Raw genomic sequence first — 21,276 nt, forward strand, 5'->3', positions numbered from 1 at the left:
TCCTGAGATGCGGGTCACCTATCAGTGACTACTGGTCGTGTCGTCGAATCGACTCCCTGAACTGCGTGCGGTCCGCTTCGCTGATCGTTCCGACGTGCTCTCTGGTCGTCGTCTCAGTCTCCGTCTCGATTCCCCGCATGACTTCGCACATGTGCGTTGCGGTCACCTCGACGACGACGCCGTGCGCATCGAGTTCATCCGCCAGACCGACCGCAATATCCCGCGTGAGTGTCTCCTGTGTCGTCAGTTGGCGTGACTGCCACCGGACGTACCGGATGAGCTTTGACAGTCCCACCATCTCCTCCCCGGGTCTGTACGCCACGTGAGCAACGCCCTGGAAGGGGAGCAGGTGATGTTCGCACATGCTGTGAAGCGGAATTCCGGTTTTGACGATGAGACCATCGGTCTCCGCATCGAAGGTCCGCATTACGGGTCCAGACTCGGACCGAGAGCCTTCAGTCAGGGTCTCGAACATTTCCGGGACACGCCGGCTCCACGTATCCGATAGCCCCGCCGAATCTGGGTCACGGCCAGCGGCTTCGAGCAGGAGGCGAGCACCACGTCGCGCCTTCTCTTCGTCGAAGCCGTCTGTCGGTTGGGTTGCAGTATCGTGCTGGTGTGCAGGTTCCTGTTCCCGGGAATCCATTACAAGCAAACAGGGGGACTCGACGTACAAAGTCTCTGTTCCCCATCAGTTTACTACTCGAATAACAGTGGTAACATTGTGATTTCGCACCACAACGTATCACCGACCGCGAATATCGTGTGTTACAAAAAACGTCCAATGAGTCCTCCTGTGTGGCGGGAACGGTGTTTCTGTTGACCGGCGGACCAGCCACAACGTCGCTTTCATAACGCTGTTTCAGCCAGATTCCAGCGCCTGAACGGTCTGTTGGGTCGCCGCCGATGCTGAACGGGCGAGTGCTGTCGCGTGCCAGTAGTCCGCAACGTTTCTATCGAGAGTGGAAGCCGAGATCTCTCCCTGATGATGCGTTAACCCACGGTCAGCGGCCATGACCTTGTGGCCAGCATCGACGAGAACCGTCCGGACCAGTTCCGGTTGTGAACTCGATTCGAGGGCCGCAGTGAGCGCCTCGTACACGGTTTCCCTAATGTCTCGAACCGTTTTCCCATCCGATGGACGAACGAGTTCGCCCGTTTCCCGCCGACTCTGTATGCGGTCGATTGCTCGGAGCCGGGCCAATTGACTGTTCGCATCGACAACGGCGCTCGCGGGGCCGACGGCATCCGTAAAGCGGCTAATCCCGCTCTCCACCTCCCATCGGAGCTCGTCGAAAACCATCTGCCCCGGATTTCGGTCATCAGCGTTCGTTTCCGGCGGTAGATCCGACTGCCTGTCACGGATGTCCGACAGCAATGCCTTTGCTGCGGCGGTCAGTGTTTGTCTGACCGTGCCGACATTGGCTGGAAGCGAAGCAGTGAACTGCGCCCGTAGATGACGAGCGTCGCTGAGATACGCTTGTGCTGACTCAGCCATCTCGCCCCATTCGGCGACAGACAGCAGCTCCGACTCCTCCCTCGGCCTGACATCCGTGTCAGTGGCCCGCCCCAGTCCCGCTTCGATCCGGGCGTGGACCAGCGCCGCGCGCACCGGGTCCGCCCCGACGTATTCGTGCTCCTGCAGGGTTTCGCGGGCCGCAGACAGGGTCTTGTCGTATTCGTTTCGGAGGGGAGCGGCGGTGAGACCACGGTCGGCGACGCCCCACCCCGAAGCGGCGTAGCGGGCGTTTTCGCGCGCTCGCCGCAACGACCGGAGCGCCATCAAGCCAGTTCGGGCCGTCCGTGCATCATCGAGGCCGTCCGAAGCGTCGCTGGCGGCATCAGTCAGGTGCTGGCGGATGTGACCGTTCGGGATTTCTTCCGGTCCGAGCGGAGTCGGAAGCGTCGCCAGAAGTGACCGAACCCGCTCTCGTGCGACATCGAAATGACTCGTTGCGATGTCGACTGGGACCGAGGGGGAGACAGGGGCTTCTCGCTCCCCATGGCGCGGGATATCGGGTAGGTTGTAGGTATCGATAGTTGCCTCGCCTCCCCCGCCCACACTGTCGAGACTGCTACAGCCAGCGATAGCGCTGGCCCCGGCTAGCGCGAGCACACCACGACGGGTCAGCCGAGTGGATTTGCAGTTTGTCTCAGATATCTCGTCAGTCATGCCTGCTCACCACCGGTCTGGGTGCGGCGGTCATTGCTCAGTGCTGCCTCGCTCCCGCTCTCACTACCCCCTTCGGCACCGGCTCGCTGTCTTTCGCAACTGTTGCCGCCAATTGAGGAGGAATAGCTGGAGATGTCGTCTGCGTTGACTGTGTCGGGAATCCGGATGACCCAAACCGCGTATATTTTATTGCCCGCTGTGCAGGGCTCGTCGTAGGGTCGGCTCACCCGACCATAGTCGGTCGTGATGTTATCAGCCGCCCACCGGATCTGACAGAGCGTTAGTCGAAAACACTCCTCGATTGTCACAGTCTGGACGTAGACGGTTTCTGTATCGAAGTCAGTTCCATCGAGGAAGGACCGTATTTCCGACCGGTCCGCGTCGTCGACGACGCTGACCCGGTCGGCCTTGGCTGCCGTATCGATAATCTCGGATTCTGTTGGACGAGAACGTGGGCTTTCGGTCGGCCGACCGTCTTCGTCATCGAGCCAGACTGGCTGACGATCGGTATCAACGCGTGTGACCACTGCATCCGGGTCAGATACCGATCCAGCGCTGGAGGGACTTGAACCGTCGCTTCTGGAAGGGGTGTGTGCTGATTCGCCGCTACCCTCGAAAACCCCGCTACAGCCAGCTAGCACTGTCGCCAGCCCGCAGACGCTGTGGAGGAGAGTGCGTCGAGTAAAGGGGACCATCGTCTGATTTCCCGCTTGTAATGTCAGGTATAAAATTCTCGTGGTTGCTCAGATCGCAGCAGATCGCTCAGGGATCGGTCCACATACGAACTCCGATACCAGAGGATACTGATACACACGTAGATACCGGTTGTACACATTCATATCGGGATATGTTAGTCTATATCTCGCAGATATGTGGTCGGATTCGCCTATCTGAGCGGTAGACACTGTCACAGATAGACACCGGCACGGAACGGTGAACAGACTGCCCGATATCGCAACAAAACGGCTAAACCGGGTCGACGTGTTCTGGCGATAATGGGGTCAGCGCAGTCGAAAGTCGCACAGTTGATCGAAACGTATGAACTGTCGTCGATGGGTGCGGAGCTGGAACGCGCTTGGCTCGGAGAGAATGGGCAGCGACAGAGCCTCCGTGACCTCGCAGATCGGTTCAACCAGGCCCTGCTCGTGGCTGCAATCCGCGATGCGGGTATGGATGTTATCGACGGCGAACCGGCGAACTTCTACCGACTGCTGACGGATGACGACGTCAGTGCAGGCAAGCGAATCGAAGCGCGGAACCGGCTTGACCGGGCCGGTATCGACGTCGATACGTTGGAAGACCAGTTTGTCACGTACCAGGCGATTCGATACTACCTTACAGAGGTTCGTGGCGCGAGCTACGAACCTGAATCAGAAGCTGCACAGGTCGAGCAAGAGCGTGGAACTATCGACCGCCTCCGCAGTCGCGTCGAGACAATCGTCCGGGATACGGTCGACAGACTGAACACCGCAGACAAGCTCACTTTGGGCGACTATCGAGTGTTCGTGAGCATCGATATCCGCTGTCAGGACTGCGGGACGCGCTACAGTATTAGCGACCTTCTCGACCGCGGCGGCTGTAACTGTGAGTGAGCGTTCAAAAGGTCCGCTCTTTGGTACACAACCGGGTCAGATCTCGGTAATCCGGTTGTACTTCTCCGGAAGCGCCTGCGCATCCTCAGGGAGCAACGCGACAACGAGATAGGAGGGGTACTCCGCGAAGTACTCGACGAGCGAGGCGATGCGCGCCGAGTCGATGGCTTCGAGCGAGTCGAGCAGCATGAACGGAACATCCTCGTATACATCGTGGACGAGGTAGCCGGCGAGTGCGAACACGAGTCCGGTCACTTCTCGCTCGCTCTCACTCAGATGGGCAACCGTGTCTTCGTAGACAGTTCCACCGTCGGTACTTCTGACAACGTGGAGCGTGAACGTCGATCCCGTGACACTGTCATCGCTGTTATGGACCGGGTCATCGGGTGTATCGGTCCGTTCGATCCAGATTCGTTCAATGTTACCATAGCTCAGAATATCGAGCAGGTCGTCCATCTTCTCGTTGAACTGGTCGGTCGCCTCAGCTTCGAGGCGGTCGATACGTGACCGGAGGTCGATCAGCTCGTCAACCACCTCTTCCCGTTGGGCAACCAGTTCGTCGTTCCGGCGGATCTCTGACTCGATGTCGGCAATCTCTTCGCTCACCTCGTCTCGTTCCGATTCGAGTTGGTCCAGTTCCAACTCCAGTTCATTCGCTTTCGTATGGAGTTCGAGCACCTCGTCGAACTCTTCCGTCCGGAGCGACGTGACCCGCTCCTCAAGTTCCTCGACGCGAGCGGAGAGGTTGTTGCGTCGCTCTCGGAGGTCGACAACAGTCGTCTGCCGGCGCTCAATTTCGGTGTCGACCTCGTCAATCGTTGCGGTGAGCTCCTGCGCTCGTGTGCGTGTCTCCGCAATTTCGTCACGTTGGTCGGTCAGTTCGTCGAGTTCGTCTTCGATATCGTCGATCTCTGTGACCGTTTCTTGAAGATGGTCACGCATGCTCTGGAGCGTCGACTCGATACGATCCGGCTTCACTCGTGAGCCACAGGTCCAGCAGGTCGTCTTGGACCCCTGATAGAGCTGGTCCGTGATGTCTCCCACGCTCTCGGGCTTTGCATCGATAGCATCGGTTATCTCCCGGTGTTCGCCAGCCAGCAGTTCCTCGTTGAACCCGATGACGTTCTGTAGTCGCGTGGTGTATTCTGAGAGCTCCCGCTTTCGCTCTCGGAGCCGCTCGATGTCCGATTGGAGCGTTTCGAGTCGTTCGTCCGGCGATTCCGGAAGTCCGGACCGTTCGACCGCGAGGCTACCCCGCTCGTCGCGCAGTGCCGAGATACTCTCCTGTTCTGACTGGATATCGTTTCGCACGCGTTTCAGTTCGGATCGAGTCGCCTGGAGTTCATCGAGGGCCGTTTCGAGCTCGTCCCTGTTTTCCTGGGTCGTCTGAAAATCTACGTCCCGCTCGTCGATTCGTTCCTCCACGTGCTGGAGTTCGTCTCTAGTTTCAGCGATCTCGTCGCGCAGATCTGCCCGTTGCCGTTCGAGATCTGGAAAATCACGCTTGAGCGACGCGATACGATCGAGTTCCTCGTCGATCTCTTCCTTGCGCTGTTCGGCCGCACGTATCTGTCGGTGAATAGACGCCACGTCGACGGGCCGCATAATGATCTCCCGGAGGTCCTCACCCCGTTCGACGGCTCGCCTGGCCTCGTTGTCTTCGAGCAGGAACGCGAACAGGTCCGCAACTGTTGGGTCAGTAAGCAGTCCGAGGCCCGACCCGACAACACCGCCATCGGTTCTGGTCAGTGTCCGGGAGTACGTCTCCTCCCCCAGTGAGAGTTCGACGTGCCCCTGATCGGCGTCACCTTTGACACTCGCCCACTCACTTCCGTGAGCAGCCATCACCGCCTGTAGAAACGATGTCCGATTAGTCGCGTTCCGGCCTCGGAGCACAGTCACCCCTGGTGGCACCTTGACTGTCGTCTCGTCGATCCCCCCGATCTTCTCGACGGTGACGGTCGCCACCTCCCCAGATACCGAGAGTGAACCCATATCTCGGTGTGTGCGAGTGACGGACATAAGCACTATGGCGCGTGTGGCACCACACTCCCCGATTTCTATGCCAATAGTGGCCCGCGGCTAACAAGCATATGTCTGTTATTCCATCGGATTCGCGGACCTAGTTCCATGCAGAAACAATCGCCTAAATCCAGATAGCAAACAATTTCGCTAAATAACACGCTCAAACGTGTACCTTTATATCACACAATGGGCGTAGCTGTCGGTGTCGTTGACCATGACAGAGCAAAACCAGGCCGAGAGTGCGCTTCGCGCTCACGTAACCTCCGTCAAGGAGGACCTGATGACGGGCGTATCGTTCATGATTCCCTTCGTAACTATCGGGGGTATCTTCCTCGCCGTCGCGTACGCGATAGGGGACACACAGACAGTGTTCGAGAACACCGGCTCGGCAGGCTGGTTCCTCGCACAGATCGGCGTTGCTGGACTGACGATTATGGTTCCCATCCTCGGAGGCTACATCGCGTACGCCATTGCCGACCGACCGGGACTCGCTCCGGGGTTCCTGCTGGCGTACATTCTCCAACAAGGGAACGTCGTCGCCGAAGCGGCGACGGTAATCGGTATCTCCGGTGGCGAGGCCGGTGCCGGCTACCTCGGCGCAATCGTCGCTGGGCTGCTGGCTGGGTACGTCGCGCGCTTCTTCAAGAACCTCGACGTCCCCGAGTTCATCCAGCCGATGATGCCGGTGCTGCTCATCCCTGTCGCGACGATGGCGGTTCTAACGCCAATCATGCTGTTCGTACTGGGCGTCCCCGTCGCACTCGCTAATGAGGGCCTAACCTCGTTCCTGCAGTCGATGCAGGGTGGCCAGGCCATCGTTGTCGGCCTCATCCTCGGCGGGATGATGGCCTTCGACATGGGTGGCCCGGTCAACAAGGTCGCCTACGTGTTCGCGACCGGACTCATCACTGAGGAGATCTACGCGCCGATGGCCGCGGTAATGATCGGCGGCATGATTCCGCCGATCGGCCTCGCGCTCTCGAACTTCATCGCCCCGCACAAGTACGCTGCGGAGATGTACGAGAACGGGAAAAGCGGTATCGTACTCGGCCTTTCGTTCATCACTGAGGGTGCGATTCCGTACGCAGCCGCCGATCCGCTCCGCGTAATCCCGGCTATCGTGGCCGGTAGCGCTGTGGGCGGTGCGACCTCGATGGCCCTCGGCGTCACGATGCCCGCACCCCACGGCGGTATCTTCGTCGTCCTGCTGTCAAACCGGCCGCTCGCATTCCTGGGCAGCATCCTCTTGGGCTCACTCGTGACGGCCGTCGTCGCGACGGTGATCAAACCGGACTTCGAAGACCGTATCGACGCTGGGGCGGAGACGAGCACCACGCAACCGACGGACGACTAACAACGGTGATTACAATGACAGATGCAATCGCAGCGGACGATATCGAAGAACTGATTCCGGCCAACCACATCTCGCTGTCCGAGCCACCAGCCGAGAAGGAAGCGTGTATCGAGTCCCTGCTCGACCTACTAGTCGACGGTGGCAGGGTCGAGGACCGCGAACGCGCACTCGACGCGCTGCTGGAACGCGAATCGGAGACCACGACGGGCGTCGGCATGGGGATCGGCATCCCACACGCGAAAACCAGCGCTGTGAGCCGCCCGTCACTGGCGTTTGTCCGCTCCGAGGAAGGCGTCGACTTCGGCTCGATGGACGACGAGCCCGCGACGCTCATCTTCATGATTCTCGTGCCGGAAGCCGGCGGCGAAGAGCACCTCAACATCCTCAGCTCCCTCTCGCGAGCCCTGATGCACGACGACGTTCGGGACCGACTCCACGAAGCAGAGGACGAGGCGACCGTTCAGGACGTGCTCCGGGAGGCCATCGCATGACGATCGAACGTACTGTGACGATTGTTCCAGAGGCGGGCCTACACGCTCGACCGGCGTCGGCGTTCGTCCAAGCTGTGAACGACCACGAGGCTGAAGTCTCGGCTGGTCGCCCGGATGGTGACCTCGTTCAGGCGGCGAGTATGATCGCTGTCACCAGCCTCGGCGTCGGACAGGGCGACGACATCGAACTGGTCGCTGATGGTCCGGATGCAGAGGCAGTGCTTGACGAACTGGAGCGGATACTGACAACACCGGAGGCGGAACTGGAAACTGACGATGGCTGAACGCACGCTCCACGGGACCGGTGCAACGCCTCGCTCCGGCGTTGGGACGGTTGTCTGGTACGGCAGAGACATCTCGCTCCCAGACCCGGACGGCGTAGAAGTCGATCCCGAGACGGAGGTACAGCGGTTCGCCGATGCCGTCGACACCGCCCGCGCTGAACTGGAATCTGAGCGTGAGGCGACCGCCGAACGCGTCGGCGAAGACGAGGCCGCGGTGTTCGACGCACATATCCAGTTTCTCGAAGACCCGACAATCGAGGACGCAGTCGAGACGATGATTACCGATGGGATTCCCGCACCGAACGCCGTCGATGCCGCGTTCAGCGAACACATCGAACAGTTCGAGGGGATGGACGGCCGAATGGCCGAGCGAGCGGACGACCTCCGCGACGTTCGTGACCGACTCCTCCGTCTGCTGACGGACGGGGAACGGGTCGATCTCGATGATCTACCTGGTGGAAGCATCGTCCTCTCCGAGCGGTTGACCCCCAGCGACACGGCGCAACTCGATCCGGAGTGCGTCGCCGGGTTCGCAACGATCACCGGCGGACGGACGTCCCATGCGGCCATTTTTGCCCGCTCACTGGCCCTGCCGGCCGTCGTTGGAGTCGGCGACGCGCTCGAATCTGTTGAGGGCGAGACAGAGGTCGTGGTCGACGGCGACAGCGGCGAGGTGCTAGTCAGTCCTGACGACACCGAGCGAGTTGCCGCAGTAAGCGACTCGGGAGCCGCTGTCGTCGATGAGTCTGTCGAGACAATCGACGGGCGACACATCGAAGTGGCGGCGAACGTCGGCCAGCCGGCAGAACTGGAGCCTGCAGCACAGCGGGGGGCTGACGGCGTCGGCCTCTACCGAACCGAGTTTCTCTTCCTCGACCGGGAGACGCCACCATCGGAAGACGAGCAGTACGAAGCCATTCGCGAGGCACTCGACACGTTCCCGGATGGGCGCGTTGTCGTCCGGACGTTAGATATCGGTGGTGACAAGCGCATTCCATATCTCGACCTGCCGGAAGAAGAGAACCCCTTCCTCGGGGAACGGGGAATTCGGCGCTCGCTCGACCCCGATTCGGACCTGTTCGCCACGCAACTCCGTGCGCTCCTGCGCGCTGCTGCGGACGGCGCTGGAGACCTCGCAATCATGTTCCCGCTGGTCGATACTGTCGAGGAACTCGACGCCGCACTCGAGGCACTGGACACAGCAGCGGCCGATGTTGAATGTCACGACGCCGATGCCGTTGATATCGAAGTCGGCGTCATGATAGAAACGCCGAGCGCCGCCTTCATGGCCGACGAGCTCGCGGCACGAGTCGATTTCCTCTCTATCGGGACGAACGACCTCACGCAGTACGTGATGGCCGCTGACCGCGAGAACGAGCGTGTCGGTGACTTACACGACCCCACGCACCCGGGCGTCCTCCGGTCGATCCATCAGACAGTTACCGCAGCCCACGCCGAAGACGCCTGGGTGGGGATGTGCGGCGAGATGGCCGGCGACCCCGATTTGACGGAACTGCTTGTCGGTCTCGGTCTCGACGAACTCAGCATGAGTGCCGTGACGGTTCCTGAAGTCAAGACGGCCGTCAGCGAAACCGAGTACAGTACCGCGAGCGAGCGCGGGGACCGCGCCCGACTCGCCGCAACGCGAAGCAAAGTCCATACCACACTAGATACATGAAACTCGTCGCAGTCACCTCCTGTCCAACTGGTATCGCACACAGTCAAATGGCAGCCGAGAATCTCGAACAGACGGCAGAAGAACAGGGCCACGATATTAAAGTGGAAGTTCAGGGAGCAATGGGCGCGGAGAACGAACTCTCGGACGCGGACATTGAAGCTGCTGATGCCGCCATCATCGCCTCCGACACGTCGGTCAGTCAGGACCGATTCAGCGGTGTCCCGCTGATCGACGGAACCGTCAAGGATGCGGTTAACGACGCTGAAGGCATGATCGCTGATGCGATTGCGGCCGCTGACGGCGACGCATCGGACACTAAGTCCGATATAAATGGATCTGAGCCCACGAGCACTGAATCCAATCAGCAGCGCCGGCGCGGCGGCGACCGCTCGAAGAGCCTCGTTGCGCGGCTGAAGCGTCTGTTCAATTGAAGCCCGTGTCCTCACTGGGAAGTGACGACCCTAGGTGATGGACCGAACCCGTCTCCCGTTGTCAAGCCGACCGTCTCGGTAGCGGTCCCGGCTGGCTTACCTGTCCCCATCCGAACGGCTGGGCGCTCTGTGGCCACCGGCCGACGGGACGAGGAGGTACCCCAAGGCCGTCGTTCCCGACTCCGGCTCGGCCTCCAGTTCTAGCGTCTGTCGCTCTTCTGCGACGCCAAACTCCGGAAAGTACTCGGTCGTCGTCGTCCGAACGTCACTGACGCCGAGCGGATGGACGCTGAGCAGCGTCGAGTCGTCGTCACCGCCAGTCGCCCGCACCGTCCCCGAATCCCCGACCGAGACTGCGACCTCCGGATGGAAGTGGAGCCGAGAGACGCTCGGCTCGGTCTCCGTGTCGGCCCCCTGGAGTTCGTCCCGGACCAACCACCAGTCGTCGCTAGCGAGAATCGTCCTGTCGTGTCGGTACGACGCTGGGGCGGTGGCGGCTGTCTCGTAGTGTCCTCTGAATAGGGTCGGGTCCGACCCCCCGTAGTCGACCGTCGGTTCCGTCCGCGCGCCCATGAGGTACTTTCCACCGATTTCGATAGGCTCCGCCTCACCAACCTGAACAGTGTTGTGGCCGGCGACACTTCGGGCGTACTGCCGCCGCTCGTTGTCGGCGTAATCGTACACACCGGTATCTGTGAGCACGCGCTGCCCGCCGACCCAGAGCAGGATGCTCAGCATGTCGTTGTGGGAGTGCCCGGGCAGATGGGAAGGCCCCACAGGCCCACCATCTACCAGTAACCGCCCGTGGTCGGTGTCGAGCCAGTAATACCCCGTCTCAGCGCCCATGGGACTGTGTGACGGAACGGCCCGGTCATCGGCGGTAAACCCGACGCTCTCGGCATATCCCAAGCAGTCCATCAACGGGAGCGATTGCCCGAAGACGGCATCGTTGTACAGCGGGAGCCGCCCGTCCGGTGGTGAAAGGTATCGCAGGTATGCCACAGCCTGTTCCGTCATCGCCGTCAACCAGGCCGGGGACGTTCGCTCGCTGGCCGCCAGTAACGAGCAGGCTGTCACGTACCGCGTCATCACAATCGCGTGGTACATCGGCGACCGCTCGTAGTGGCCGCCGTCGGGGAGGAACTGTTTGGCTCCGGTACGGCCGAGTATCGAGCGCCCCGTACAGAACCAGGATTCGTCGGCGTCAGGGAACAACAATCCAGCCATGAGCAGTGCGAGCCCGTTCTCAACGAGGTGGTTGCCGCCGACGTCACCTTCCACGTGGTTGGCAAGGAAGAGCGAATTTCGGTATATCTCCCCGACAAGTGCTTCGCTCAGTCCCTCAGGAACGCCTTCCTGAGAACCGCCGGTTCGCCACGCTAGGTACCGCGCCAGCGTCTGTGTCCGAAGCGAGACTGCCCATGGCGTCCACGCACTGCGAAGGTAGCCGGGTCGGCCGATGTCGATGCTGTCGGTCCAGTCCCAGATCCACTGGTCGAACACCGCGACGACCTCCTCCGGAGCCGCCTGCGGGTCCTCGAATCCCAGCACTGCCCACCGGAGCGGTTCGAACGCGTACAGTTTCAGCGGCCAGAGCAACGGATAACTGTCGGCCCCGTGGTCGTACCAGTCGGGGTGGGCCGGCGAATCGGACTGGACCGTCCGGTTGAGAAACGTCACCTCGCCGTCGGCCGCCCGGCGGCTCCGCCGCTGGAACGATCGGACGGTCGAGTCGGAGAGTGCACCCCGGAGCACGTCGAGGTCCGCTTCAAGTGGGGCTGTCGCGACAGATAGCCGCTCGGGAACCGCGTTGTCGTAGCGCTCGTCGAAATCGACCGGGAGCCGGGCGAGCACGGTGTTACGGGCCGTCCGTTCGGCCATCCCGAAGATCTGAGCCGGCTCCATCCGCGTGAGCGTGTGACCGTACAGTCTGGCCATCGACGGAAGCACGCGGATCGGCTTAGTCATCATCGGGACTCGGGGCCGCGCGTGGTGCCTGTCGTTCACTAGCCGTCAGCGCTCGGAGTTCTTCGCTGAGTCGGCCTGCGATGGCCTCGCGGTCGTATTCCTCGGTTACGAGCCGGTACCCGTCCCGACCCATCGACGTCCGCTGCTCAGGGTTTTTGAGGAGGGTGTCGATTGCCGCCGCGATGCGTTCCGGATCGGGCTCAGTGTGTATACCCGCCGCGGTCTCCGTGACGAACCGTTCGATTTCTCCCCGTCCGGTGACTACGACCGGCAACGAGCACGCCAGGTACTCGTAAAGCTTCGTGGGCATCGCGTAATCGAGCTCCGGACTGTCCTTTATCGGCGCCAGGCCGACGGTCGCATCGTTGAGAATCTTCGGGATCCGCTCACGGTCCACTAGTCCGACGAATTCCACGCTGTCTTCGAGGTCGAGGTGCTCCGTCACCGATTCGAGTCGGGACACCTCGTCCCCATCGCCGACCAGCAGGAGTTCGGCGTCGTCGTTCGACACGTGTTGCATCGCCCGAATACACGGTTCGAGTGCCTGTGCGCTCCCGATGTTCCCCGTGTACACGATTCTGTCTTCTGCATCGCCAGCCCCAGTCTCCGGTGTAAACCGGTCGGTGTCGACGCCGTTCGGAATGACACGCACCCGGTCCCGGAGTTCGCCGCCGTACGCGTCGGTGACGGCATCGCCGAGCGTTTCTGTCGTCACGGTAATCCGGTCGGCGGTGTGTAACGCGACCGACTGGAACGCACGTCCGGCTTTCACCAGCGGGCTGTTCGCTGTGATGTATCCCAGAGCAATCGAGTTCTCAATCCACAGGTCGCGTACATCGACGATCCACGGCTTCCCGATGGCGACGGCCACGATCCCGGGGAGCCCAGTGGTAATCGGTGGTGTCGAAGTCATGACGACGTCGTACTGCCGGACATTGACCACCAGCCAGAGCGCCGCGTGAAGCGCAAAGACGAGATAGTACGGCAGTCGCCGGAGCAGAGAGGGGTTCTCCGTCTGGGGTTGCCACGTCCACAGACGGTGGACGACCACTCCGTCGTCGTGTTCGGTCCGCTTGCGCTCCCACGTCCGAGCGAAGTTTCCCGGCGGATAACACGAGAGCGGTGCCAGAACTGTCGTACCGATTTCGTTGTCGAGGTTGACGGCCGTGTCGCGGATTCTCGACGCATTCCCCCCTTTTTCGGGCGGGTACCGCTGGGAGACGATGACGAAGTCAGTGGTCATCGGAGCCACGTGCGTGCCGCGACTGTCCCTCCCGGACGATTCTCACACGACGATGACGTGTCGGTTGGCCTGTCGCTGTTCATTGGATCATTGCATCGTATTCCTGACAGGGATATTAGTATGCGTCTGATACTCCACTGTCGGTTCGGGGATGGGCCAATTATGCGTTCTCTTGTCCCGAGACCATTTCACGACGACCGTGTATCCCGGAACGTGCGTCCCGTTTTGGCGTCAAGACTGACTTCGGAATCTAACCAGACACCACCCCGTCTGGCTGGTATAATCTCTCCTTTCCGCACAGTACTACATGATTACTTTATCATATTTGATTCGCTCGTATGGCAAACCAGCACGGATGAGGGCTTATGTGGTAACTACTTCACCCACATAAGGAGCTAAAAGCTACCTACTTTGTCGACACAGTGTAAGAACGGCTAATTAGCATATACCTACTTCAAACGTATGTGTATGTTCGATAAGCACAACGCGGTTGACGACGATCGAGATAAATCGGGCCTTTCAGACACTCTAAACACAGATGGGCGTGGTAAAGTAAACCTTAACAGGCGGAGTTTCTTCCAGTTCGGGTTGTCAGCAGTAACTGCAGTCGTCGGTGTCGGCAGCCTAGGTGTGAGCATCTCCGGTAAAGAGACCAACACCCACATGACGGATTTCAGCGAGTACGTGTAGCGAGTCCAGACCGGCATCCGAGTCTGTCGAGCAAGTTTGCATTGAGAGGCTCCGTCTCGGTCCGAACTGCTGATAGTACTATACGCTATCCAAATATCGGCTGGTAAACACGAACTGTTCCGGTTCCAGCCGTTCCTGATGTCAGATATCATCGCTTGGTACAAACTGAAACTCGGAGTGTAAACTCCGGATCGAACCCGACTCTCCAACGTTGACAAGGGTACAACGGAGGGATTCAGGGACACTTTGCGAGTTTCTCTGTAGGAAGCCTATACTAATGTCCTAAGCATCTCAGTTTGAGACGAGTAACATGATTCCCTCCATCCGTCCACAGTACCACTCTATCCAATCCAACTCACGGAACAATACGACTTGTGCATATCTGTCATGACCGCTGGCTCTGGGGTGCTTAGCCGTCGGAAACTCATCGCTCTCGCCGGCGGTATCGTAGCCGGTGTCTCGGGCGTGCTCTACGGGTGGCTTCCGGGTGTCGACACTGGTGGTGGCGACCTCCCAAACGGGACTGCAGGCTCGACAGAGGCGTCAGTCCGACCGACTGCGACGTCCACGGAGCATACCGAAGAGTCCAAGATGCCGCGGGACGCTGAGAGCATCAGCGACTACGGCTCGGAACCGAACCCGAATGATCCCAGTTTGGCCGCGGCGAGGCGAAACCTTGATGCCATCCTCGCGGCTGCCGAAGCCGCCGGCAAGGGAGGGGCGATATACGTCCCGGAAGGCGAGTACTACTTCGGCAGCGAGGATTCGGGCTTCAGTCCGTACGTGGAGTTCGGGAAGACCGGACCACCAGGCGTTTCAATCATCGGTGCGGGAGCCGATAAATCGACGCTGGCGATCACCAGACACGCCTCTGCCGACACCCGTCCGAACCAGAGCGCGTTCATCTGGTACGACGGGTACGAACACGGCTCCGTCGAAGTAAAAGACATCAAACTGGACGGCAACTACGAGAATGTCACCGGGCTTGCCGAGAACGGTGGCGGTTCCTGGGGGCTGCAAATGTCGATGGCCGGCGACTTCCATCTCGAACGCGCGTGGATACGGGGCTGGCATCTGGCTGGCGTTCGGGGTCGCGCCGTCCTCAGGTCGGTGAGAAACTGCACATTTCAGGACAACGGCATCGGGCGACACAACGAGACCAACGGGCGGTCAAACTCCCATCACATCTCTGTCCGACCACAAGCAGGCGACGAACTCATCATCGAGAACAGCTGTTTTCTCGACTGTGCAGGGAACGCGGTCAACATCCGTTTCGGCGATGGGGTCACCAAGATGCACAACTGCTACGTCCGCGGTACGGGATCCGGACTGTGCAAGATGTCTGCCGGGAAGGCCGTAGAACTGAAGAACATCTACCACAGGGCGAACACCCCGTCCCTCGAACGGAAGGTCGACGAACGGGACATCGGGCCTGACTTTCATGGCCGGTTTTTCATCAACAACCTCGGAAACCGGGGGACGACCCCGACTACTGTGATTATGGAGAACGTCCTCTCCAGAGACATGGCCGACTACGCGTTCCAAGCACAGAGCAAAATCGGCAGCGGGCCAATGAACGTGATATGGAACGGGGACATGATCGAGATCTACAACACCAACCGTGCCCGGGACGACGCAGTCATTCGAGACCACGGTGAGGGGCGGTTCTCCGATATCGACATCTCCCGTCTGTCGGTACACAATTCGAACGCGAAGGTGTTCATGCTCGATGACTCCCAGGGTGTCATAGAGACGTTCAGTTACTCCAATACGGATGGGCTCGGCGACGCAGGGAATGTCTCCATCAACGTGAGCGACCTCAGCCGGGAACAGTCCCGTCCGACGGTCCCCACTATTGGCGAGGTCGGTGTGGGACCGCTCGACCCGGGCAAGGACTGACCGTCGGATTCGACAGCGAGAGATAGCGTCCGGGTTTCTCTATTCGCTGGGTTACATGTCGAATGTTCTACGCGCCTCCACACACGTGTACACGGCCGGCAGCAAGCAATCCCAGTCCCCGTCTACAGGACCAGTCAAACGGGGATGTGCTGACTACACGACTACGGCAGCGCTCCAATCTGCGTCGATGGCTTTCGCCACCCCCGTTATGCTCCCTGTGCTCTGGTTCCGTTCACCGAGTATATCCTGAGGTCGCCGTTGTCGTAGGAGCGAGCGACAGTTCTATCTCGGTTGAACTGCTGGAAGTCTTGCGAGGTGTACTTCCACCGCTGTGGGTAATCCGGGAACGTCTCCTGATAGAAGATACGCCCTTTCCTGTTTATCATCACGTACTTCCCGCTGTCGTAGTTCTGGCCAAAGTACCGGTTCGTAGTGTAATTGAAGTGCGCAGGGAGGAACTGCTCCCAGAACGGCAACCCCGCGCTGACGCCGTGTTCCGCGTGATGGAGCCGACGATACTCTATGTCGAAGTGGTACAGCTCTTTGCTTCCGGTCTCGTGTTCAGTCAGCCACTGGCTGCCCTCGACTTCCATCGCCGTGACCTGGTCGTTGGTCATTCCCGAGAAGGGCGACGGGTACAGCGTGAGCGTAGACAGCACGACGAGCACCAATATAGTGCCCGTGACCACTGACTTTGAACCGCGGGTAAGCGACTGACTGCGCCGCTTATACCGACTCCAGAACGTATGGAACAGGGGACCAAGCAGGAGCACTGTGCCGATCTTGGCCACCTGCCAAGGACGCTCTTGCGTGACGATGAGGTCCAGAAGGAGGAACAACAGTCCGACAATCCCGAACACGCCAAGGACTGCCCCCATCACAGTCGTCCGATTGTCCAGTTCGTACCGCTTTGTGACAGTGAGCAGGAACGCAACCCCGAACAGGCCACCACCAAGCACGAACAACACCAACTCGGTGCCGAACCGGAACGTAATGAACCGAACGACGTCGATCAAGGCAGGGGTTGCCTCCGCTGCGGTCTGGGCGTACGCCTGGACGGGTGCATCACTGCTTTCCGTCCCGAAGAGCACGCGATAGATCGTGTCGAACCGAAGTATAATTCCGGGGAAGTTAGAGTACCAGCTCAGAATTATCGCAAGCGACAGCCCGAAACTGCTCGTTGGACTTCGATATATCGTCCGTACTCGAGGGACGTATTGCACGGCGTAGTACAGCATGAATACCCCCGCGACGAACACGGCGGTCAGCGGGTGATACAGGAGGAGACTCAGGAGCGTAAGCACGAGCGCTGCCCTGATGGCCGGCGTCGGATATCGTTGACTCTTGAAAAACAGATACAGGACGACCGGTATCAGAAGAATGCTGAAATCAAACGGGCGAAACAACAGATGGCTGTAGCCGAGTATCGGTAGCAAGACGAAGGGGAGCCCCAAGAGGAACCCCCGCCGAGAATCGGCCACCTGAAACAGCAGGTAAATCATGCCTCCGAAATATACAGCAGAGAAAACTGCCGGTATCAGCATCGCCAGCGTCATCGTCTCGAGCCCAGTCGCGTCAGCGGTGGCGAATACGAGCAGGTGCGCGAGCGGGTAGATGTTCGCCCCGGTAGTACCGGTGTTGGCGATGTCCTGTACGTACCCCAGATGCGTGAGCGGGTCGGCGTCACCGTACATGACGTAGCCCCGTATGAGCGGCATCAACAGCAACAGCGCATCGGTCGCCAACATCAGCGCGGTGCCGAAGATCCAAGACCGTTCGTCCTGGTGTCCGATGCTCCCGAATATCAGTAACGCACCGGCGAACAGCGACCCGACGACACAGCCCCAGAACGGGGCGGGATATGATTCGTAGAGTGATATCTCGTACTCAGCGGCTGGTGGCGTTGTCAACACAATCGCTGTCGAGACCACGAGCAGCAGGACGCCGACGGCCGCAATCATCCTCGACGCCCGGGAGTGAGCGAACCAAGCGCGCGACGAGCCTTCGCTCATGGATGCTTACCTACAGACATTACTCAATTGCCGGGTACTTGTACAGCCCAGTCCGGTACCTGCCCAGATCGCCCCCGTCATTCGTACTACGTCCGTAGACTAGTCGATATCATTGTTAGTACGCTCCTAACATGCTGTGAGTCCGCGAACACTATCGCTACTGATTCCCCACGGTGTTCAGACAGATACAAAACAAAAAAGCGTGGACCGCACGAACCGCGGGAATTCGCCGGTATCGGGATTGGCAGAGGAAGCGGCGCTCTCGGACTCTCAGACGCTCACAGACTTGGTGGCGGAGGCGGATTCCCCGTTACTGTCGACGACTGTGAGAGCGACATCGTAGTTGCTCGCGCTCACCTGGTCGATACTGAACATATCGATGTCCGAAGCCGCGTTCCCGCTGACATCCCACTGGACGTTCTCTACTGTGGCGTTCGAGTCAGCGACGTCGATTGTAACCGACTGAAGCTCGCGGTCACTGCTGTACACGTCCCACACAACAGTGATGTCGGCTCTGTCGTCGCCCTGCTGGGACTCGGAAACGCTGAACCGACCGATCTGCGGTTTCGTGCCGTCCGCCGCCGCAGACACCGCTGCAGTCGCGGATGTGCCGTTCCCGCTGGTGTCGGTCGCGGTCAACACGACGGTGTACTCGTTCCCGGAACCGCCGTCGCCACTCGCCGTCAGTTCGGTCGTGCCGGTCGCTGAACTACCGGAGACGTCGACGGTGGTGGTGTCTTCCTGCGCGTTGTCCGTTTCGTCGTACAGGCCAACGTCGACGGTCGAGAGGTCGCCATCCGAGTCGCTGACGCCCCAGTCGATTGCGAAGGCTGCATCGGTGGTGTCGGTCTCGATCTCCGACACGGAGAGGGTGTCGACGGCGGGGCCGGTCCCGCTGTTGTCGGTGGTGACCGTGATGCTGCTCGAATCCGTGTTCCCGGCCGAGTCGGTCACTCTAGCATCGAGCGTGTGGGTGCCATCCGACAGCGAAGTAGTGTCCCAGGAATCCTCGTAGTACCCCGTGTTCGAGTTGTACGACGCGGTCGACCAGGTGTCACCGTCGACGCGGTACTCGACGCTCGGGGAGCCGGCGGCGTCTTCAGCGTCGGTTGCACTAATTTGCAGCGTGACCGTCCCATCGACCGTCTCCTCGGCGAGGGGTTGTCGCCACGTTATCTCGGGTCTGGCGTCGTCGAGCCGCGCCGGTTCGCCGTTCGTCCCGACGCTGAAGAAGTCGAACAGTTGTGCGTCGCCCGACCAAGACCCGATTCCGGTCCATCCGGAGTCGGTGACGTCTCCGTCGGTGACCTCAATGTCCCACGAGTCGGGCTCCGTGGAGCCATAGCTCCAGTTCTTGGCTTTCACGGACGTACCCTCGATGCGAAGCCGAAGATAGCTCCACTCCTCAAGCGGGTTGGACGCAGCCGTGGTTTCGGCCAGTGTGGTCTGTGATCCGCCGAAGTCTTTCTCGACGCGGAGCTTGATGTCACTGTCAGATTGGACGAACCACGTCGAGTAGCCGACCATGTTCCCGCTGGCGTCGACGCCGCCGCGCCCGATAAGGCGGCCCCAGCCGTCACTGCCAGTGCTCGCCGACCCGACGCGAACCAGTCCGAGCACCTCGGTATCGGCGTGCTTGCCAACGTCGTCCCAAGACATCGCGTGTGAGTCGGCCGAGCTAGCGCTGAACTCGACGTACGCGTTGCCGGTGTTGGAATCGCCCGAAACGACCGACCAGTTCGATGGGTCGCCGTCCCACCGCGGTGTCCAGTCCGGAAGGCTGGTCTGTGACTCCTCCGTTGTGGTCTGGGTCGTCTCTTCCTCGGTGCTGTTCTGCGTCTTTGCCCCGACCTCGCTTTCGGCCGGAACGTCCACGTTCAGCGGACTCTCGCCCGTGAGATGGTTGCTGATGTCGATGCCGCCCGTCTTTCCGAGGCCACCGACGTTGTTCGTCGAGAGCGTGGCGATGGTCCCGGACGAGTCCTCGGTTTCGAACACCTGCGCGTCGGTGTCGTGGACCGACATCTCGCCCACGTCGACGTTCCTGAACGCGACTCCCTGTCGGTCGCGGATGACCTCGTCGTCGTTGTACATGTTCGAGCCGGCGAACGCGATTCTGTCGCCGACCCAAGTGATATCCGATGGGCCACCCACAGTATCACGAACCTGGAACGCATACGACGTGTGGTTCTTCGTCGATACCTGCTCCATATCCAGCGTCACGTTGGTGTCCCCGCGGTCGCCCAGGCTCTGGATGAAGTGCCGGCCGAGGAACCCGTCGTTCGGTTCGTCCGGGAGGAGTGATGCCAGTTCCGACGTGTACGCTGTGTGGTTAATGCGTCGCAGTTCGACCGTCTCTCCGGCCGACAGTTTGAGGAATTGGCTGCCCGTGCCGGCAGCATACACATTTTTGATCCGATACGTTCCGTCGTTGTAACGGATATTTATTGCACTTCCCGGACAGTTCTTTATTTTACAGTTCTCGATGACGGTGGTGCTGCCTCTCGGCGTTTGGAGTGAGTCGAACGGATGGGTGTTCGACCCGCTGTCCTTGTGGTACTCGATACCGATCCGCTCGAGGGTACAGTACTTCGCGGATGAGAGGTACTGACGACACCTGATGCCCCGCGTGTACGTGTCGGTAATTCGGACGTTGTATACCGAGAACGAAAGGGAATTACCGGCGAGGGAAAACCCGTCCGCGCCGCCGTTGTGCCGATTGAGATTGCCCAGATTGGGGGCGTTTACGTCAAGCGTAAGCCCTTGGATATCAACGTTCCCGTGGTCCGCATCTCCGTCGTAAATAAACGCTGTCTGGTTCGAGATGACCGAAGGGTCCATGTGTTCAGTCACTGCGAGCGTAGACGCGTCGGGCCCCTCGCCGTACACCGAGATACCTCGCGGCTGGCTGCCGCCCATCTCTATCAGGCTGTAGACGTCCTCACTGCCGAAGTAGTAAGTCCCTGCCGGAACGAATATAGACCCGTTCGGCCCGGCGGCTTCCATCGCACTGTGAATCGCTCTCAGCACCTCGCGTGCAGACGCGAGGTCCGGATCGCTGGGGTTGTGGTCGCTCCCTATCCCATGGTCGGTGATATCTTCGGCGCTGTCGGGTACGTAGGCTGGTCTCGTCATTGGAACCCTCCCTGACGGCTCCAGGAGGATTTGTTGGTTTTCATATACTTTCGCCCCTTAATGGTGGCTGCGTTCTCTTCGAAGGTAGCACGTAGACTTGTACTTGCAGTTGTCGCTTCAGGCGCAGTAAACTGGTTCCTAATTACCGGTATCGGCGCAAGAGAGTCGTTCTTGTGCGGATTTCGGTGTTCTACTTCGTCCTGACTCCTCGCCCCAGTAGCATTCTCTTTATCAAAGTAATTCGGTCTTAACATGCCGTACCGACTTCGATCCGAGTACGGTATTATAACTTGTTACTTTA

The 21,276-nt window shown here is 60.0% G+C and carries 16 protein-coding genes; 8 read left to right on the plus strand and 8 right to left on the minus strand.

Annotation, left to right across the window (positions count from 1 at the left end; translation table 11 throughout):
- Positions 1–28: 28 nt before the first annotated feature.
- The 3 genes from folE to C443_RS01285 form a co-directional block, all read right to left on the minus strand.
- Positions 29–646 carry a GTP cyclohydrolase I gene (gene folE / locus C443_RS01275; protein ID WP_005533039.1) on the minus strand — a complete coding sequence of 206 codons (618 nt, stop codon included), beginning with the start codon at positions 644–646 and terminating at the stop codon, positions 29–31.
- A 216-nt stretch (positions 647–862) separates the two neighbouring features.
- Positions 863–2,173: a hypothetical protein gene (locus C443_RS01280; RefSeq protein WP_005533042.1), complete on the minus strand. Its 1,311-nt coding sequence runs from the start codon at positions 2,171–2,173 to the stop codon at positions 863–865.
- Complete coding sequence (locus tag C443_RS01285; RefSeq protein WP_311241338.1) at positions 2,170–2,868, minus strand: hypothetical protein; 699 nt, start codon at positions 2,866–2,868, stop codon at positions 2,170–2,172. The genes C443_RS01280 and C443_RS01285 overlap by 4 nt, the downstream gene beginning before the upstream one ends.
- A gap of 300 nt (positions 2,869–3,168) precedes the next feature.
- On the opposite strand from C443_RS01285, the gene rdfA reads away from it, so the two are divergent.
- Positions 3,169–3,765 carry a rod-determining factor RdfA gene (rdfA, locus tag C443_RS01290; protein WP_005533045.1) on the plus strand — a complete coding sequence of 199 codons (597 nt, stop codon included), beginning with the start codon at positions 3,169–3,171 and terminating at the stop codon, positions 3,763–3,765.
- 36 nt (positions 3,766–3,801) lie between these two features.
- Here rdfA and C443_RS01295 read toward each other — a convergent pair whose 3' ends face one another.
- A complete protein-coding gene (locus C443_RS01295) occupies positions 3,802–5,760 on the minus strand; it encodes an archaea-specific SMC-related protein (RefSeq protein WP_005533046.1) in 1,959 nt (652 codons plus the stop codon).
- Between the two features lie 244 nt (positions 5,761–6,004).
- Here C443_RS01295 and C443_RS01300 point away from each other — a divergent pair, with 244 nt between their 5' ends.
- The 5 genes from C443_RS01300 to C443_RS01320 are packed head-to-tail and all read left to right on the plus strand — an operon-like array spanning position 6,005 to position 10,028.
- On the plus strand, positions 6,005–7,144 hold the full coding sequence (locus C443_RS01300; RefSeq protein ID WP_005533048.1) for a PTS fructose transporter subunit IIC: 1,140 nt from the start codon (positions 6,005–6,007) through the stop codon (positions 7,142–7,144).
- 14 nt (positions 7,145–7,158) lie between these two features.
- Positions 7,159–7,635 carry a PTS sugar transporter subunit IIA gene (locus C443_RS01305; RefSeq protein WP_005533050.1) on the plus strand — a complete coding sequence of 159 codons (477 nt, stop codon included), beginning with the start codon at positions 7,159–7,161 and terminating at the stop codon, positions 7,633–7,635.
- Entirely contained in the window at positions 7,632–7,919 is a 288-nt protein-coding gene (locus C443_RS01310; protein WP_005533052.1) for an HPr family phosphocarrier protein, read from the plus strand. The genes C443_RS01305 and C443_RS01310 overlap by 4 nt, the downstream gene beginning before the upstream one ends.
- Positions 7,912–9,597 carry a phosphoenolpyruvate--protein phosphotransferase gene (gene ptsP / locus C443_RS01315; protein ID WP_005533054.1) on the plus strand — a complete coding sequence of 562 codons (1,686 nt, stop codon included), beginning with the start codon at positions 7,912–7,914 and terminating at the stop codon, positions 9,595–9,597. The genes C443_RS01310 and ptsP overlap by 8 nt, the downstream gene beginning before the upstream one ends.
- Positions 9,594–10,028, plus strand: coding sequence for a PTS fructose transporter subunit IIB (locus C443_RS01320; RefSeq protein WP_005533056.1), 435 nt, complete (start codon positions 9,594–9,596; stop codon positions 10,026–10,028). The genes ptsP and C443_RS01320 overlap by 4 nt, the downstream gene beginning before the upstream one ends.
- 96 nt (positions 10,029–10,124) lie before the next feature.
- On the opposite strand, the gene C443_RS01325 is transcribed toward C443_RS01320, so the two are convergent.
- Complete coding sequence (locus tag C443_RS01325) at positions 10,125–11,999, minus strand: heparinase II/III family protein (protein ID WP_005533059.1); 1,875 nt, start codon at positions 11,997–11,999, stop codon at positions 10,125–10,127.
- Positions 11,989–13,239 (minus strand): glycosyltransferase family 4 protein, encoded by a 1,251-nt coding sequence (locus C443_RS01330; RefSeq protein ID WP_005533060.1) that lies wholly within the window; start codon positions 13,237–13,239, stop codon positions 11,989–11,991. The genes C443_RS01325 and C443_RS01330 overlap by 11 nt, the downstream gene beginning before the upstream one ends.
- 468 nt (positions 13,240–13,707) lie before the next feature.
- Here C443_RS01330 and C443_RS01335 point away from each other — a divergent pair, with 468 nt between their 5' ends.
- On the plus strand, positions 13,708–13,929 hold the full coding sequence (locus C443_RS01335) for a hypothetical protein (protein ID WP_152422993.1): 222 nt from the start codon (positions 13,708–13,710) through the stop codon (positions 13,927–13,929).
- A gap of 387 nt (positions 13,930–14,316) precedes the next feature.
- Positions 14,317–15,828 (plus strand): chitin-binding protein, encoded by a 1,512-nt coding sequence (locus C443_RS01340; protein WP_049943810.1) that lies wholly within the window; start codon positions 14,317–14,319, stop codon positions 15,826–15,828.
- 206 nt (positions 15,829–16,034) lie between these two features.
- On the opposite strand, the gene C443_RS01345 is transcribed toward C443_RS01340, so the two are convergent.
- A complete protein-coding gene (locus C443_RS01345; RefSeq protein WP_049943812.1) occupies positions 16,035–17,840 on the minus strand; it encodes a hypothetical protein in 1,806 nt (601 codons plus the stop codon).
- Between the two features lie 270 nt (positions 17,841–18,110).
- Positions 18,111–20,975 (minus strand): Ig-like domain-containing protein, encoded by a 2,865-nt coding sequence (locus C443_RS01350; protein ID WP_005533064.1) that lies wholly within the window; start codon positions 20,973–20,975, stop codon positions 18,111–18,113.
- Between the last annotated feature and the right edge of the window lie 301 nt (positions 20,976–21,276).

Origin of the sequence: Haloarcula argentinensis DSM 12282 (assembly GCA_000336895.1) — an archaeon.
Taxonomy (GTDB): Archaea; Halobacteriota; Halobacteria; order Halobacteriales; family Haloarculaceae; genus Haloarcula; species Haloarcula argentinensis.

Excerpts from the sequence above, each read along its gene's own strand:
- C443_RS01320 (WP_005533056.1), top strand. The coding sequence starts at position 9,594 with ATGAAACTCGTCGCAGTCACCTCCTGTCCAACTGGTATCGCACACAGT.
- C443_RS01285 (WP_311241338.1), bottom strand. The coding sequence starts at position 2,868 with ATGGTCCCCTTTACTCGACGCACTCTCCTCCACAGCGTCTGCGGGCTG.
- C443_RS01280 (WP_005533042.1), bottom strand. The coding sequence starts at position 2,173 with ATGACTGACGAGATATCTGAGACAAACTGCAAATCCACTCGGCTGACC.
- C443_RS01310 (WP_005533052.1), top strand. The coding sequence starts at position 7,632 with ATGACGATCGAACGTACTGTGACGATTGTTCCAGAGGCGGGCCTACAC.
- C443_RS01335 (WP_152422993.1), top strand. The coding sequence starts at position 13,708 with ATGTTCGATAAGCACAACGCGGTTGACGACGATCGAGATAAATCGGGC.
- folE (WP_005533039.1), bottom strand. The coding sequence starts at position 646 with ATGGATTCCCGGGAACAGGAACCTGCACACCAGCACGATACTGCAACC.
- C443_RS01305 (WP_005533050.1), top strand. The coding sequence starts at position 7,159 with ATGACAGATGCAATCGCAGCGGACGATATCGAAGAACTGATTCCGGCC.
- C443_RS01300 (WP_005533048.1), top strand. The coding sequence starts at position 6,005 with ATGACAGAGCAAAACCAGGCCGAGAGTGCGCTTCGCGCTCACGTAACC.
- C443_RS01345 (WP_049943812.1), bottom strand. The coding sequence starts at position 17,840 with ATGAGCGAAGGCTCGTCGCGCGCTTGGTTCGCTCACTCCCGGGCGTCG.
- C443_RS01295 (WP_005533046.1), bottom strand. The coding sequence starts at position 5,760 with ATGGGTTCACTCTCGGTATCTGGGGAGGTGGCGACCGTCACCGTCGAG.
- rdfA (WP_005533045.1), top strand. The coding sequence starts at position 3,169 with ATGGGGTCAGCGCAGTCGAAAGTCGCACAGTTGATCGAAACGTATGAA.
- C443_RS01340 (WP_049943810.1), top strand. The coding sequence starts at position 14,317 with ATGACCGCTGGCTCTGGGGTGCTTAGCCGTCGGAAACTCATCGCTCTC.
- ptsP (WP_005533054.1), top strand. The coding sequence starts at position 7,912 with ATGGCTGAACGCACGCTCCACGGGACCGGTGCAACGCCTCGCTCCGGC.
- C443_RS01325 (WP_005533059.1), bottom strand. The coding sequence starts at position 11,999 with ATGATGACTAAGCCGATCCGCGTGCTTCCGTCGATGGCCAGACTGTAC.
- C443_RS01330 (WP_005533060.1), bottom strand. The coding sequence starts at position 13,239 with ATGACCACTGACTTCGTCATCGTCTCCCAGCGGTACCCGCCCGAAAAA.
- C443_RS01350 (WP_005533064.1), bottom strand. The coding sequence starts at position 20,975 with ATGACGAGACCAGCCTACGTACCCGACAGCGCCGAAGATATCACCGAC.